Genomic DNA, 14,867 nt, shown 5'->3' on the forward strand with positions numbered 1-14,867 from the left:
GGACTGACGCATATCGTCAGTCCTTAATTCCTGTATTCAGCTAAAGCTAGCCAGCAAACGCATCCGCATGCGCCCGCTCATAATTGGCGAACTTGTTAAAGTTCTTCAAGAACACCAACTCAACGGTACCAACCGGGCCGTTCCGCTGTTTGGCAATGATGATCTCGATGATGTTCTTCTTTTCTGTCTCTTGGTTGTAATAATCGTCCCGGTATAAAAACGCCACGATATCCGCGTCCTGCTCGATGGAACCCGATTCCCGAAGGTCAGACATCATCGGACGCTTGTCCTGCCGCTGCTCGACGCCCCGGCTTAACTGGGACAAGGCGATTACCGGCACTTCGAGCTCCCGCCCGATCTGCTTAAGCGTCCGGGAGATTTCCGAGACCTCCTGCTGCCGGTTCTCGCCGGGCTTGCCCCGGCCTTGGATCAGCTGCAGGTAGTCGATCACGATCATGCCTAGGCCGCGTTCCTTCTTGAGGCGGCGGCATTTCGCCCGGATATCGGCCACGGTCACCCCCGGGGTATCGTCGATATAAATCTCCGCTTCCGACAAGGCGGCAATGCCCATCGTTAGCTTTGCCCAATCATCATCGCTCTTGAAATCCCCGGTCCGCATCACGCTGGCGTCGAGGTTCGCTTCGGCGCAGATCATCCGCTGCACCAACTGGGCCGCGGACATCTCCAGACTGAAGATCGCCACGGTTTCTTTGGCGCGTACCGCCACATTTTGTGCAATGTTCAGAGCAAACGCCGTTTTACCTACGGAAGGCCGCGCCGCAACGATAATCAAGTCACTGCGCTGGAAGCCCGCCGTCATCCGATCCAAATCAACGAACCCGGAAGGAATCCCGGTCGTTGTTCCGCGGTTCTGATGCAGCGTCTCCACGCGTTCGAACACTTCCATCAGCACATCGCGAATCGGGATAAACCCGCTGCCGGAACGGCGGTTGGAGATCTCAAGAATGCGCCGCTCGGCATCGCTCAACATGTCCGCTACGTCTTCACCGCCGGCATAACCGTCGCTGACGATTTGCGTAGCCGTGCGAATTAAGCGCCGCAGCATCGATTTCTCTTCGATGATCCGTGCGTAATAATCCACGTTGGCTGCCGTCGGTACGGCATGGGCCAGCTTGGCCAAATAACTGACGCCGCCGATCTCCTCCAGCTCACCGCGGTCCTTCAGCTTGGCAGTTAACGTCACAAGGTCAATCGGCTTGCCTTCCTCGCCGAGTTGAACCATCGCTTCAAAGATTAATTGATGAGGCTTATCGTAAAAATCCTCGGTCCGCACCCGCTCCATCGCGGTAATAAGTGCTTCCGATTGCAGCAGCACTGCCCCAAGTACCGCCTGCTCTGCTTCTAGATTTTGCGGGGGGATCCGGTCAAAAAACAGATCGCCGCTCATCTTATTCCTCCGTCACTTGAACCTTCAACGTCGACTTCACTTCGGGATGCAGCTTCACCGGCACTTGCGTTACGCCCAGCGTACGGATCGGCTCATGCATTTCGATTTTGCGTTTATCCAGCTTCACGCCGGCTTTCTCCAGCGCCTCGGCAACCTGCTTGCTCGTAATTGCACCAAACAAACGGCCGCCTTCTCCGGCTTTCGCTTTCAATTGCACGGTCATCTCCTCCAGCTTCTTGCCGAGTTCGATGGCCTCTTCCTTCTCCTTCTGCTTCCGCTTCTGCTCCGCTGCTGTTTGCTGCTCCAGCGTCTTCACATTCCCTTCGGTGGCCGGACGCACCAGCCCGCGCGGAATCAGGAAGTTTTGCGCATACCCTTCGGAGACGTTTTTGATTTCTCCCTTTTTCCCTTGACCTTTGACATCTTGCAAGAAGATCACTTTCATTCGAACAACCCCTCTTCCTTCTCTATTTCATCCAGGACGGCGAGCAGTTTCTTCTCTGCTTCCGCCTGGGTGCCTTCCAATTGAACCGCCGCATTCGTTAAATGTCCGCCGCCGCCCAGCCGCTCCATGACCACCTGCACGTTCATGCTCCCCAGCGACCGGGCGCTGATGCCAATTAAACCGTCCGGCCGCTCGCTGATGACAAAGGACGCCAGGACGCCGGTCATATTGAGCAGCGTATCCGCAACTTGTGCAATTAACATCTGTGGAATTTTGCGATTGGGCTCCGTCACCGCCAAAGCGATGTGCCCTTTGATCATCCGGGCATGCTTGATGATATCGGCCTTGGCGATGTACTCCTGCAGATCTTCCTTCAGCAATCGCTGTACCATCACCGTGTCCGCCCCGTTTCGGCGGAGGAAGGCTGCGGCTTCAAACGTCCGCGAGCCGGTATGGAGCGCGAAATGCTTCGTATCGACGGTGATGCCCGCAAGCAGCGTCGTTGCTTCAAGCGGACTGAGCTCCACCTTCTCGTGAATGTACTGCAGCAGCTCGGTGACGAGCTCGCAGGCCGAGGAAGCATAAGGCTCCAGATAGACGAGCACCGCATCGGTCACAAATTCCTCGCCGCGGCGGTGGTGGTCCACGATGACGACGCGGCTCGCTTCTTCAACGAGCCGAGGCTCCATCGTCATGGAAGCCTTATGCGTATCAACGAGCACGAGCAGCGTGTGCTCGGTCATCAAATGCATGGCCTGCTCCGGCGAGATAAACCGCCGGAGCAAGGCTTCTTCTTTGTTGATGCGCTCCATCAGGCGCTCAATCGCCGGGTTCGGGCCATCCAGCACGATGTGGGCCTCGACCTTGTACATATCGGCGGCCTTCAGCACGCCGATGGAGGCGCCAATCACGTCGAGGTCCGGTACGCGATGGCCCATGATGATGACGCGGTCGCTCTCCTGCATCAAATCGCGCAAAGCATGCGCGATGACGCGGGCGCGGACGCGCGTCCGCTTCTCTATGGCGCCGGATTTGCCGCCATAGAAAGAGAGCCGCTGACCGGCCTTGACAGCGGCCTGGTCGCCCCCACGGCCGAGCGCCATATCCAAGCTGGACTGGGCGAGTTCGCCCAGCTCACTGAAGCGCTCGGCGCCAAAAGCGAGGCCGATGCTGAGCGTAATCGGCACCTTCAGGTCCGCGGTCATTTCGCGGACCTCGTCCAGAATGACGAACCGGCTCTGCTCGAGTTCGTCCAGCGATTTCTGATTCAGAATCATCAGATATCGCTCGGAGGACAGTCGCCGCAGGTACACGCGGTACTGTTTGGCCCATTCCGTAATCGCCGTCGCCACGCGGGCGATCAAGGCGGTCCGCTGCTGGTCGTCCATGCCCTGGGTGGCTTCATCCAGATTGTCCAGCAGCACGATGCCCAGCGCGGCCCGTTCGTCTTCATACCGTCTGCGCAGCACCGCCAGCTCCGTCATGTCATGGAGATAAATAATCCGCTCGTTCGCATCGATGGTAAGCTCATAGTAACGATCCCCAACCATCACTTCGACCGTCGTCCGAGCCCCCGCCCCATCCTTCTTATCGCGGCTTGGTAAGGGGAGCTGCGGCAGCAGCTCGGACAGCGGCTGGCCCACGACGGAATCTTTGCCGTACATGCCAGCCACGAAATGATTATGCCATTCGACCGTCCGTTCTTCGCTGTACAGGATCAAACCAAACGGAAGCTTACTGATCGCCTCACCTTCCACCCGCTTGATCCGGTAGTTTAAATCGGTCACGTATCGAATCAGCTCTTGGCGGAACTGCCGCTCCGCCCGCAGCATGCTGTAGGTCAGCACACCCACGAGGCATAAGCTCACCAGCCCCAAGATCCAGTTGAAGTAGGAGACGAAGATGACGAGCAGCAACTGAAGCATGAACATCCATACGGTCTGGTAACCGTACCAACGTTTTTGCAAAACATTTGGCATGCCTTCTCACCCTATCGTCTTGGTCTCGTAATCATATCCCGCAGCGGGAATGCAATGTCCAAAATCCCCACGATTCGAAGCGGCGGAATAAACAACAGCGCTACAATGAGCAGAATCGGAATCACCGGATTCCACTTGCGATGATAGGCGGCAAAGAAGAAGAAGCTTGCCGTTTGCACCATAAAGAGAAATTGCAGCAGCGGCATCAGATTCAGCACAATCGTGCCCAGGAATCCTTGGCTTACCGCGTCTCCGCCAAACCACTGCAGCAACACGCCGATCAAATAGTACCAAATCAGCGAACGCGGCAGCCGCCAATCGCGGATCGGCGGCAGCTTCGGCACCGCATGACCCAAGCTGGACAACGTAGGCCGGGAGATCGCATGGGCTACCGCAGCCATAAGCAACGAGCAGACGATCATCGTAAAGGGAATCATCCGCACCGTCAGGCTGGAGAATTGCTGGCTCATCTCCGGCGACCAGACAATGGTGCCGGTCAGCGAGCTATCGGCGACATTCGTGAACGGAGCCATGGCCGCATTCACCAGGTCCTCAATCGCGTTAGCCAGATTAAAGTCGAAGAAGACTGTGCTGATCAGCAGAACCAGCAAAAATTCCAGCAAAATGGTGCCGGCTCCCGCCATGACCGTGCGGAACGCCGGGCTTCTTTTCTTATATAAATAGCCCATCACGATCGAAGGAATGATAAAATAGACGGCCTGCAGCAAGATCAGCGGGCCGAAGATCAACGCAACCGCCAGCCAGACCGCCGCCACGTGCACAAGAAACACTCTTGTTGACAAGGTCGTATACAGCAAAATGCCCGGCACGATCAGAAAAAACATCGTGATCACGGTCAGCGGAGTTGCAAGTGACAACAGAAGCAGCAAATATGCGGCGCTCCAGGCCACCGATGTCCAGCGTAACTTCAAATGGGTTCACCTCTTAGACATATGTTCTTCCAGGGTAGAAATATCTTGATACCAATCCTCGAGCTGGTGACCCTCCTGCTTATGTTTTCTCAGTTTCTCCAAGATGCTGTCATCCATATCCCGATAGGAAACACCTAGTCTCCGCCCCAAAATATAACTGCTGACGATCAGGCTGGCAAGACTGTCCGTTACCCGTGTCGTGCTGCCTTCCCATAATGCTTTAAACAAACGGGATACGTGATCGACTACTTCCGTTTTGAGCCATTCAATCACTTTGGCACGTTTGGCTACATCCATTTCCCTTTGCATCGCGGACAGCTTCGACCCTCCCCGAAAAAAGCTTTATTCTTCATTATAGCATATAGCAAACGCCACAAAAGACGCAAACCTTTAGGATTTATTGGGTTTGTGCCGTATTGCGGGTCACGAACTTCTCGCAATATTCGATGATCTGACTGCGCCGCACGATCCCAATAAACCGGCACCGGTCATCGACGACCGGTACGAAGTTCTGCACCTTCGCAAGATTAATCAAATCCTCCATATCGGCATCAATCCGCACCGGCTTGATGTCCATCTTCAGCGGCACGTCCTTCAGGAGAAACTTTGAAGCGGTCTCAAAATTAATCTTGCCGTTCGAATTTTTCATGTGCCATAACAAATCGCCTTCCGTTACCGTACCGACGTACACCCCATCGTGATCGATGATTGGCACGGCCGTATAACGGTGATACTCCATGCGCTCCAGCGTCTGCCGTAACGTGGAATCCAGCGTCATGGTGACCACGTCATTTTTCGGAAGTAGAAAAAACGCTATATTCATGAGAACGAAATCCTCCTCATCCTTTCATTCAGACTCCCCTAATGGATACGTTTCGAAACCGAAGTTGTTCCAGAGCCGGCGGCATGAAAGCGGCAGCCGGAACACCGGACTGCCGAGGTCTGAAATCAGGGTATATTAACACTATAATCTAAGGTATGATGCCCCACGATCACTCATTCTTGCTCGTGTTTGCCGCCGTTCCTTGATCGCCGTTTTGCTCCGTATCCGCCTTCTCCGCATCACGGGATTCCGGCAGAATCAAATCGGATGCCTCCGTATCCGGGTTTAGCCAGTTGTCGATCATCTCTTTGGCGAAATCGACATCCTCTTCATTCGCTTTATCATAATAAACCCCATTGATCCGCATGCCTTCGCCCATAATCGTAAAGCCGCTAATTTGCGGAGAAGCATCTCCCAACAGGACCTTCTTGGACAATTCGATAATTTGGCTAGGCGGCAGGTCGGTCTTAAAATTATCACCCATCAGGTTGATTAATTCAGGGATTTTTGTCACTTGGTTCAGCTTTAACATCCGATTAACCATGGCATTCAGAAACACCTGATGCCGTTTCGTTCGGTTAAAATCACTGTCTTCGCGGTAACGTACGAAGTTGAGCGCCTCCGTACCGTCGTACAACGGTTTATTCGCCTTAATCGTAAACTTCTCATGATCCGCTTGTTTATTCACGATATCCTTGGTAATCGGCAGCTCTACGCCGCCCAGCGCGTCCACAATGTCACGCACCCCTTGGAAGTTAACAGCCGCATAGTAATCAACCGGATAGCCGATGAAATTCTCCACCGTATCCTTAGCCATCTTCTCCCCGCCAAAAGCATACGCATGATTAATCTTGTCTTCATCACCCTTGCCAACGATCTCGGTGTAGGTATCGCGCGGAATAGAAATCAACAACACCTTGGCATCCTCCGGGCGCACCACCGCATAGATCATCGTATCGGAACGGGCAGGCTCGTTATTCCGTTGATCCACGCCCAGCAGCAGGGTGCTGAACGGCTTCATCTTCTCTTCCGCCGGCTCCACCGGACGGGTCTCTTCCCCTTCCAGCGGGGAATACGAGCGTTCCAACGTCTCCTCGACTTTGCCTGACAAGAACAAGTCAAAGGCCATCACAGCAAGCGGTTTGCGGAACAAATATCCCCCTGCTCCCGCCACCAACAGGATTATGAGCACAATCCATGCGATTTTCTTGCGTTTATTCTTTGATTTCATCTTCTGCCTACTTCGACGTTCGATCATGATTTTACGCCTCCATCGCCAATCTAGTTGATTTCCTTCTCTATCTGCAATTGCACTACGTTTCTGCTCATTCGCGCTTCTCTTGTCTAGCATTCTTCAAAACAACTCTACCGCTTTGTACTATAACACATCGGGGAAATCGGGTACAACAATGCGGCATATGCAGATGCTGGTCAACCAACCAATGAAGCTTGGGATGAAAAAAGAAGTGAGGCCCGCTCCTTCCGGAGATCGGGCCTCTGCCGTAATCAACCAGCATATTTTGCTTACGAGAAGGCGTCTGTTTAGGCCAATACGGTCCCCGGTTGCAGCGGGAAATGACAAGCCACCTGACGTCCGGGAGCCGCCTCAATCAATGGCGGTTCCACCTTGGAGCATTGCTCCTGGGCAAACGGACAGCGGGTGTGGAAGCGGCAGCCGGAAGGCGGGTTCGCCGGAGAAGGAACATCCCCCTGCAGCACAATCCGTTCCCGCTTCTGCCCAGGCACCGGCTTTGGAATGGCCGACAGTAAGGCAGCCGTATACGGATGCAGCGGCGAAGCGAATAACGTCTCCGTCTCTCCGACCTCTACCAGCTTACCCAAATACATGACTCCGACCCGATCGGAGATGTGCCGAACGACGTTCAGGCCGTGGGCGATAAAGAGGAACGTCAATCCTAGCTCACGCTGCAGCTTCATCAACAGGTTAATTACCTGTGATTGCACGGACACGTCCAACGCCGATACCGCCTCATCCGCTACGATAAACTTCGGGTTCAGCGCTATTGCCCGGGCAATACCGATCCGTTGCCGCTGACCGCCGGAAAATTCATGCGGATAGCGATTGCGCCGGCTGGCGTCCAACCCTACCAGCTCCATCAGTTCAACAACTCTAGCATCCACTTGCTTGGCAGTGAGGTTGCGGTGGACACGTAAAGGCTCGCCGATGATATCCTTCACTAGAAAACGAGGGTTTAAGGAACCAAACGGATCCTGGAAAATAATCTGCATCTCTTCCCGAAGCTTCCTCAGCTCTTGCCCCCGTAAAGAATGAATGTCCCGCCCCTGGTAGATGACTTCTCCTTCCGTGGCTCCTTGCAAGCGAAGAATGACACGTCCCAGCGTTGACTTACCGCAGCCGGATTCTCCGACGAGCCCGAAGGTCTCCCCTTTTCGAATCGCTAAGGATACGTCATCTACCGCTTTCACTTGACCAACGACCCGGCTGAGCAAGCCTTTATGAATCGGGAAATACTTCTTAATCCCGCGGATATCTACCAGAATCTCATCGGACTTCAAACCGCTCGGTCGCTTTACTTCTACATTCGCCGTTTCTGTCGTCATGCGGGTTTCACCTCATCTCTGCTGCTGTGGTCATCGCTTTTGCTTACCGGCTTATCCTCATAGAGCCAACAGGAAGCGCGGTGGTCTGCTCCGATCATAAACTCCGGTGGTTCCTTCTGCCGGCAAACCTCCTTCGCATGCGGGCAGCGGGGGTGAAACCGGCAGCCGGAAGGCAGTTGACCGATCGGCGGTATCGTCCCTTGGATCGTGTACAGCTCGCCTCCCCGTTCCCCTTCAAATCCCGGGATCGATTGAAGCAGCCCCGAAGTGTACGGGTGGCTAGGCTGATTAAAGATATCCTCCACCGGCCCCTCCTCGACGATCGCCCCCGCATACATGACAGCGACCCGATCTGCCATTTCTGCAGCTACGCCCATGTCATGGGTAATTAGCAGAATGGACATGCCAAGTTCGGCCTGCAGCTTCCGCAACAAATCAAGGATTTGCGCCTGTACCGTCACATCCAGCGCAGTGGTTGGTTCGTCGGCAATCAGCAGCTCCGGATTGCAGGCTAAGGCGATGGCAATGACGACCCGTTGGCACATCCCGCCCGACAATTCGTGCGGGTATTGCTTAGCGCGAATTTCCGGGGCAGGAATCCCCACGAGCTTCAGCAGGTTAACGGCCATGCTCCAAGCCTCATCGGCGTTCTTGTTCTGATGCAGCCGCAAGCTTTCGGCAATCTGGTCCCCTACCGTAAATACCGGGTTTAACGCTGACATAGGGTCCTGAAAGATCATCGCAATTTGGTTGCCGCGAATCTGCCGCATCTCTTCCTGTTTCTTAGCGGCTAAGTCCTGACCGCGAAACTTAATGCTGCCCTCCATGATCGTTCCGCCGGCGTAATCGATCAGCCGCATGATGGCGAGCGAGGTGACGCTCTTTCCGCTTCCCGATTCACCAACCAAGCAAACCGTCTGTCCCTTGTCTATGGATAACGAGATCCGGTCCGTCGCTTTGACGACCCCATTTTCCGTTAAGAAGCCCGCCGTCAGTTTCCGGATTTCGAGAAGTTTCTCCGCCATTTTGCCAGCCTCCTCCGGGATTTATTCAGATTCTGTCTTGGATCCAGCGCATCGCGGATGCCGTCCCCGATGAAATTCACCGCAAGAACGACGATCAAGATGCATAAGCCGGGATAAACTGCCTGCATTTTATCAACGAGCATAAATTCTTGCGCATTGCTTAACATCAATCCCCAGCTTGTCGCCGGCGGCTGGATGCCTAAGCCAAGGTAAGACAGCGCCGATTCGCTCAAAATCGCCGAACCGACCATCAAGGTAGCGTTCACGATAATCGGAAACGTAGAGTTTCGCAATAAATGACGGAAAATAATGCCTGTATTGGATACCCCGATGGCACGCGCGGCTTCAACATACTGCATTTCCCGTAATTGAAGGAAGTTCCCGCGCACCAACCGTGCGATACTCATCCAGCTGGTGAAGGCCAATATCATAATCATATATTTCATGTCTGATCCGAAAATCGCGAGTACCAAGATGTTCAGGAACAACGTAGGTACCGAGTTCATCACGTCGACGATCCGCATGAAGACCGTATCGACCCATCCGCCGAAATAGCCGGATAGCGCGCCGATAATCGACCCGATCACAACCGAAGCCAAAGCGACGGAAAAACCAATTAATAAGGAAATTCTTGCACTGTACAGCAGCCTTGTGAAAACGTCACGACCTAATTCATCCGTGCCCAACAGATGCCCATCGGTCCCTGCCGGCAGATTCGGGTACATCAAATCGATCTTTGCCGGATCATACTTGGTAAGCCAAGGCGCAAAAATCGCAGCCAAAATAAAGATCAGTAACAACACTAATCCCGTCATTGCGTAGGGATTATGCGAAAACTTTCTCCATAATAACCCCCAAGGACCAAGCGGCTTCTTGGCAGAAAGTGCATCTACCGCGTTTCGGGGGTCCAGCGCATGATTTGGCTCAGGAGTTGGCACGTTGGGAGACGCTCCTGGCGATATCGTCACCTTTAGATCACTCATGCTGCTTTCGTCCCCTTTCCACCCAATTTAACCCGCGGGTCTACGATCGCATACAGAATATCCGCGAGTAAGCTTCCGAGGATAACCATAACCGAAGTAACGATCGTAATCGCCATTAGAACGGAGTATTCCCGCGCCGTAGCCATCTCGACATAGAGGCGCCCCATCCCCGGCCAGTTAAATACGTTCTCCGTAAGAGCAGCGCCGCCGACGAGCAGCGGTAAATCCAGTCCTAAAATGGTGATGATCGGAATAAGCGCATTACGTAAAGCGTGTCGGAACACGACCTTTCTTTCCTTAACACCCTTCGCCCGAGCCGTGCGGATGTAATCCATTTCGAGGACCTCCAACATACTTGCGCGGGCATATTTAATATAAGAAGCAAGGAAACCTAACGACAATACGGTGACCGGAAGCACCAGATGCATGAATAGGTCGACAAGACTGTCTTCTTTCCCCCTAGAGTGCATGTCCGATAGAGGCAGCCAATCGAGGCCCAACGAGAACCATTGTTGCAAAAGAATACCGAACCAGAAGGTTGGCATAGCAAAACCTAAATAAGAAATAAAGGATGCCGTCTGATCAGATAATCCATATTCTTTCGTACTGTTATAAATGCCCCAAGGGAGCGCGATAATCAAGGTTAACAACCAAGCAGAGCCCATTAAAATGAACGTATTTCCGATGCGGGGCCACAGCAAATCCCCAACTGGCAAATGGTTTTTGAATGTGTACCCTAAGTCACCCTGCAGCAAGTCCCCAACCCACCGGAGATATTGAACCGGCAAGGGTTTATCCAGACCGAGATTCTGTCTTTGCTGCTCGAATGCCTCCGGAGATAACCCCGGTGCAAGCATCATTTGGGTCGGTCCCCCCGGAGCGGCATGGATCAGCAAAAACGTCACGACGGTAATCAAGAAAATTACCAAGACCGATTGCAGCAAGCGACGGATCAGATATTCTGTCATCTTTTATCCTCCTAAACATAGTTAGGTATAGAACCACAGGATAAAAAGAGAGCTTGAAAGGGAGAAGGAGAAAGAGAATACTCCCTTTCCCCCTCCTGCGGTTCTATTTCCTGTATCCGCTCTTCTTATTCCGTTACCCACCAGTTGATCAGATGGAAGTAGTATCCGTAGCCCAACGATGGTTCTGGACGGTCTTCTTCTTTCCAATGAACTCTTGGACCCGTACCGATGGCGTTCCCATATTGATAAAGGAAGACATATGGCAAGTCTGTAGAGATTTCCTTCGCCAGTTCCTTATAGATCGCTTGACGTTCCGTTTGATCAACTGTGGAGTATCCGTCTACCCACAATTGGTCGAGCTTTTCGTTCTTATACCAGCCGGTGTTTTGACCTGCCGGCGGGAAGTATTTCGAGGAATAAATGCTTTCTGCATCCGGATCCGGGTTGTTCAGAGACCATGCCAACAAAATGGCTTGATACTTACCTGGGTTGACGTTCTGATCGATCCATGCAGCAAAGTCGATGCCTTTAGGCGTAACTTCGATACCAACATCTGCTAAGTTTTGCTGGATAATCGCAGCCACTTGTTCACGGCGGCTGTTACCGGCGTTATATTGCAGTTCGAAGGAGAAGCGGTGACCGTCTTTCTCAAGGATCCCGTCTTTGCCAGGAACCCAACCGTCTTCTGCCAGCAATTGTTTTGCTTTCTCCGTATCATAGTTATAGTTGACAGCAGCATCCTTCGGATCCGCCCAAGTGTCCGGCAGGAACGGAGCGTTCATCAGCGCACCGACACCTTTCAAGACATTATCAACCATCCCTTGACGGTTAATTGCGTATGCAATCGCCTGTCTTGTCTTTTGACTTTGGAACAAACCGTAGTTGTCCGGGAAGTTCTTCGGATCGAAGTTAAACCCGACGTATTCGTAAGTCGGACCTGGTTTTTGAATAACATTAATATCCTTGTTCGCTTTTACGGCCTCAACTTGTGTGACCGGAATCGCGCTGACATGGTCTGCGTCGCCTTTCAACAAGGCTTGGACTTGGGTATTTTGGTCAGCGTAGATTTTATAGATGACTTGATGGATATGCGGCTTCTGTGCACCCCAGTAGTTTGGATCCAGATCCAATGTGTGGCTTTCGCCTTGTTTCCATTCCGTCCACTTCCAAGGTCCGTTCGTTACGGTTTTGGATGGATCCGTACCATACGGGTGTTGTTGAAGCTCCTTCACAGGAACATCCTTCAGGATATGATAAGGAACCAAGTCAGTTACCAGCGTGTATAAGAACGGAGCGTAGATTTGTTTCAACTTAATGTTAACCGTCAAATCATCCACTTTCGTGACGCTCTCTACCTTATCGAAGGAACTGATTGCTGGGGAGCCCGTTTCTGGGTTGCGAATCGTATCAAACGTAAATACGATGTCGTCGGCCGTTACCGGCTGCCCGTCATTCCATTTTGCGGTATCCTTCAGTTTCACGGTATACGTTAAACCGTCCTCAGAAATTTGCGGTGGCTCGGCGGCCAAAGACCAAGGCTCAACAACCACATTCCCTTCACGGTCAATATCGTACAGCTTGGCGAAAAGGAACTGCTCCACATCTCCGGAAGAAGTATCACCAATAAAAATAGGATTTAAAGTAACAATATCCGAAAATGTTGAAAGCACAATCGTACCACCATCCACCGGCTCATCTGCCGTTGGTTCTGTTTCCGGTTCCGTTGTATTCTCTGGAGTTGTGTTGTTCTCTGTCGGAGTCGGCGTGTTGGAAGCTGTGTTATTGGTACTGCAGCCTGCAAACAAAATACCTACGAGGGATAAAATAAGTAAGATGGACCATAATCTTCTCTTCTTTGCCACCATGTGAGTTGACTCCTCCTTGTTAATTGTTGAGAACGTGCAGTTCGTCTTGCTTTCCTCTTGCCAGGATGTTCCTTCCGACCTCCCCCTTCATCACTCTCTAGTTGCTTCTCACAGTGCTTAATCCTGGATAAAACAACTTACTTACGCTCCCTATGGTTCTATCTCCCCATGACTACATACCCTAAAAACAGAGACACAACGTCAGCCGTTTGTAACAAAGTGTGACATAGGTTTGATATAAACCATCGGTTAATAAGTGTCTTAAGCCGGTCCCTATCAGGGGATATGCACCAGTTCAATTATTGATCATAATACATGTGAAAATATCTTACGTCAATAATTTTTTAATTGCTTATCGGCCCTTTTTCACCCTTCAATTACTAATATTTTATAGAATTTATTAATATGAAGCGTTTGCAAAAAGTTAAATGTTAATTTTTCTTACTCATACTTTACTGTTAGTGTTAACAATTTTCGAGTTTATTCTCTCTTTCTCGCCATATATCGACTTTATTCTTTATCGGTTTACTTGGAATTTGTCGTAAGCGCACTAATCTCCATGACTTAAGTCCTTTTCGTATAGAAACAAAAAAACAACCGAACCTAATGGGTTCGGTTGTCGCTCTAACAGATTACGCTTATTCCGTTGTGTATGGAAGCAATGCGATTTGACGGGAGCGTTTGATTGCAATCGTCAAAAGACGTTGGTATTTCGCGCTGGTGCCAGTTACACGGCGAGGCAAAATTTTGCCGCGTTCGCTGATGAATTTCTTCAACAGCTCCGTATCTTTATAGTCAATGTGAGTAATTTTATTCACAGTGAAGTAGCACACTTTACGACGTTTGTTGCGGCCGCCGCGGCGAGCCGGTCTTTTGTCGTCTCCGCCTTCTCTTTGCTTGAAGCTCATTCTTTTCAGTCCTTTCCGTTGTTAAAATGGCAAATCGTCATCCGATATATCGATCGGTTTCCCGTCGTCGGAGAAAGGATCGTTCTGATTGCTGCGCGAGAATCCGCCGCCACGGCTGCTGCCGCCTCCGAACGGTGACTCTTCCCGCGTACCGCCGCCACCTGCACCGCCCTCGCGGTTCGATTCCAAGAAACGGACATTATCGGCAATAACTTCGGTTACGTATACACGCTTGCCTTCGTTATTTTCGTAGTTCCGTACTTGAATACGTCCTTCAACAGCCGTTAACCGCCCTTTACGCAAATAGTTCGCGCAAGTTTCGGCAAGCTGTCTCCAGGTGACAACCGGGATGAAATCCGCCTCACGTTCGCCCCCTTGCGAGGTGAACGGTCTGTCCACAGCAAGCGTAAACTGAGTTACCGCTACGCCAGCTGGCGTATATCGCAGCTCCGGATCCCGGGTAAGACGTCCGATGAGAATGACACGGTTCAACAATCAAATCCCCTCCTTCGGGCAATGGTTACTCAAAATTGAATTAGGCTACGTCTTTCGTAATGAGATAACGGATAACCTCGTCGGAAATCTTCAAGATGCGTTCCAGCTCAGCAACAACTTCTGGAGCAGCGGTGAAATTCACGAGAACGTAAATTCCATCACGAACCTTGTTAATCTCATACGCAAGCCGGCGTTTGCCCAAAACTTCATGTTTGGTAATTTCACCACCGTTTTGGATGATGCCTTGGAATTTTTCGACTGTAGCTTGAACAGCTTCTTGTTCAACGTCAGGACGAATAATGTACATCACTTCGTATTTGCGCATTCTGATTCACCTCCTCTTGGACTATGGCCCCCAATACGTATTCCGTTCAGGAGCAAGGAGCGAGAGTAAACTCGCACCATTGTAGTATATCAAATTGGACGTGGGTGTGCAAGCAGCCAATCTTTTCT

At 51.8% G+C, this 14,867-nt stretch carries 15 protein-coding genes; all 15 read right to left on the reverse strand.

Going from position 1 to position 14,867, the window contains the following annotated elements; all coding sequences use genetic code 11:
* Positions 1 to 46: 46 nt before the first annotated feature.
* The 15 genes from dnaB to rpsF all read right to left on the reverse strand — a co-directional run bounded on the left by dnaB (position 47) and on the right by rpsF (position 14,739).
* On the reverse strand, positions 47 to 1,408 hold the full coding sequence (gene dnaB / locus M3G15_RS19940) for a replicative DNA helicase (protein WP_009223372.1): 1,362 nt from the start codon (positions 1,406 to 1,408) through the stop codon (positions 47 to 49).
* Position 1,409: 1 nt separating this feature from the next.
* Positions 1,410 to 1,853, reverse strand: a complete 444-nt coding sequence (gene rplI / locus M3G15_RS19945) for a 50S ribosomal protein L9 (RefSeq protein ID WP_260071867.1) — start codon at positions 1,851 to 1,853, stop codon at positions 1,410 to 1,412.
* Entirely contained in the window at positions 1,850 to 3,832 is a 1,983-nt protein-coding gene (locus M3G15_RS19950) for a DHH family phosphoesterase (RefSeq protein WP_260071868.1), read from the reverse strand. The genes rplI and M3G15_RS19950 overlap by 4 nt, the downstream gene beginning before the upstream one ends.
* Positions 3,833 to 3,843: 11 nt before the next feature.
* Positions 3,844 to 4,764, reverse strand: coding sequence for a DUF2232 domain-containing protein (locus tag M3G15_RS19955; protein ID WP_009223369.1), 921 nt, complete (start codon positions 4,762 to 4,764; stop codon positions 3,844 to 3,846).
* Positions 4,765 to 4,770: 6 nt separating this feature from the next.
* The gene (locus tag M3G15_RS19960) at positions 4,771 to 5,073 is read right to left on the reverse strand and encodes a MazG-like family protein (RefSeq protein WP_028539295.1); all 303 of its coding nucleotides are present in this window, start codon (positions 5,071 to 5,073) and stop codon (positions 4,771 to 4,773) included.
* Between the two features lie 88 nt (positions 5,074 to 5,161).
* Positions 5,162 to 5,587, reverse strand: a complete 426-nt coding sequence (locus M3G15_RS19965; protein WP_009223367.1) for a CBS domain-containing protein — start codon at positions 5,585 to 5,587, stop codon at positions 5,162 to 5,164.
* 169 nt (positions 5,588 to 5,756) lie between these two features.
* Positions 5,757 to 6,845 (reverse strand): LCP family protein, encoded by a 1,089-nt coding sequence (locus M3G15_RS19970; RefSeq protein WP_009223366.1) that lies wholly within the window; start codon positions 6,843 to 6,845, stop codon positions 5,757 to 5,759.
* A gap of 284 nt (positions 6,846 to 7,129) precedes the next feature.
* Entirely contained in the window at positions 7,130 to 8,170 is a 1,041-nt protein-coding gene (locus tag M3G15_RS19975; RefSeq protein WP_009223365.1) for an ABC transporter ATP-binding protein, read from the reverse strand.
* Complete coding sequence (locus tag M3G15_RS19980; RefSeq protein ID WP_009223364.1) at positions 8,167 to 9,195, reverse strand: ABC transporter ATP-binding protein; 1,029 nt, start codon at positions 9,193 to 9,195, stop codon at positions 8,167 to 8,169. Before M3G15_RS19980 ends, M3G15_RS19975 begins: the two co-directional genes overlap by 4 nt.
* Positions 9,162 to 10,178 (reverse strand): ABC transporter permease, encoded by a 1,017-nt coding sequence (locus tag M3G15_RS19985; RefSeq protein WP_009223363.1) that lies wholly within the window; start codon positions 10,176 to 10,178, stop codon positions 9,162 to 9,164. Before M3G15_RS19985 ends, M3G15_RS19980 begins: the two co-directional genes overlap by 34 nt.
* The gene (locus tag M3G15_RS19990) at positions 10,175 to 11,146 is read right to left on the reverse strand and encodes an ABC transporter permease (RefSeq protein WP_260071869.1); all 972 of its coding nucleotides are present in this window, start codon (positions 11,144 to 11,146) and stop codon (positions 10,175 to 10,177) included. Before M3G15_RS19990 ends, M3G15_RS19985 begins: the two co-directional genes overlap by 4 nt.
* A gap of 125 nt (positions 11,147 to 11,271) precedes the next feature.
* Complete coding sequence (locus M3G15_RS19995) at positions 11,272 to 13,011, reverse strand: peptide-binding protein (protein WP_260071870.1); 1,740 nt, start codon at positions 13,009 to 13,011, stop codon at positions 11,272 to 11,274.
* Positions 13,012 to 13,649: 638 nt separating this feature from the next.
* On the reverse strand, positions 13,650 to 13,919 hold the full coding sequence (gene rpsR / locus M3G15_RS20000) for a 30S ribosomal protein S18 (RefSeq protein ID WP_009223360.1): 270 nt from the start codon (positions 13,917 to 13,919) through the stop codon (positions 13,650 to 13,652).
* 21 nt (positions 13,920 to 13,940) lie between these two features.
* Entirely contained in the window at positions 13,941 to 14,414 is a 474-nt protein-coding gene (gene ssb, locus M3G15_RS20005; protein WP_009223359.1) for a single-stranded DNA-binding protein, read from the reverse strand.
* Positions 14,415 to 14,454: 40 nt separating this feature from the next.
* A complete protein-coding gene (rpsF, locus tag M3G15_RS20010) occupies positions 14,455 to 14,739 on the reverse strand; it encodes a 30S ribosomal protein S6 (protein WP_009223358.1) in 285 nt (94 codons plus the stop codon).
* Between the last annotated feature and the right edge of the window lie 128 nt (positions 14,740 to 14,867).

This window comes from Paenibacillus sp. p3-SID1389, from assembly GCF_025151705.1.
GTDB classification, from domain to species: Bacteria; Bacillota; Bacilli; order Paenibacillales; family Paenibacillaceae; genus Fontibacillus; species Fontibacillus phoenicis.

Excerpts from the sequence above, each read along its gene's own strand:
- dnaB (WP_009223372.1), bottom strand. The coding sequence starts at position 1,408 with ATGAGCGGCGATCTGTTTTTTGACCGGATCCCCCCGCAAAATCTAGAA.
- rplI (WP_260071867.1), bottom strand. The coding sequence starts at position 1,853 with ATGAAAGTGATCTTCTTGCAAGATGTCAAAGGTCAAGGGAAAAAGGGA.
- M3G15_RS19950 (WP_260071868.1), bottom strand. The coding sequence starts at position 3,832 with ATGCCAAATGTTTTGCAAAAACGTTGGTACGGTTACCAGACCGTATGG.
- M3G15_RS19960 (WP_028539295.1), bottom strand. The coding sequence starts at position 5,073 with ATGCAAAGGGAAATGGATGTAGCCAAACGTGCCAAAGTGATTGAATGG.
- M3G15_RS19965 (WP_009223367.1), bottom strand. The coding sequence starts at position 5,587 with ATGAATATAGCGTTTTTTCTACTTCCGAAAAATGACGTGGTCACCATG.
- M3G15_RS19970 (WP_009223366.1), bottom strand. The coding sequence starts at position 6,845 with ATGATCGAACGTCGAAGTAGGCAGAAGATGAAATCAAAGAATAAACGC.
- M3G15_RS19975 (WP_009223365.1), bottom strand. The coding sequence starts at position 8,170 with ATGACGACAGAAACGGCGAATGTAGAAGTAAAGCGACCGAGCGGTTTG.
- M3G15_RS19980 (WP_009223364.1), bottom strand. The coding sequence starts at position 9,195 with ATGGCGGAGAAACTTCTCGAAATCCGGAAACTGACGGCGGGCTTCTTA.
- M3G15_RS19985 (WP_009223363.1), bottom strand. The coding sequence starts at position 10,178 with ATGAGTGATCTAAAGGTGACGATATCGCCAGGAGCGTCTCCCAACGTG.
- M3G15_RS19990 (WP_260071869.1), bottom strand. The coding sequence starts at position 11,146 with ATGACAGAATATCTGATCCGTCGCTTGCTGCAATCGGTCTTGGTAATT.
- M3G15_RS19995 (WP_260071870.1), bottom strand. The coding sequence starts at position 13,011 with ATGGTGGCAAAGAAGAGAAGATTATGGTCCATCTTACTTATTTTATCC.
- rpsR (WP_009223360.1), bottom strand. The coding sequence starts at position 13,919 with ATGAGCTTCAAGCAAAGAGAAGGCGGAGACGACAAAAGACCGGCTCGC.
- rpsF (WP_009223358.1), bottom strand. The coding sequence starts at position 14,739 with ATGCGCAAATACGAAGTGATGTACATTATTCGTCCTGACGTTGAACAA.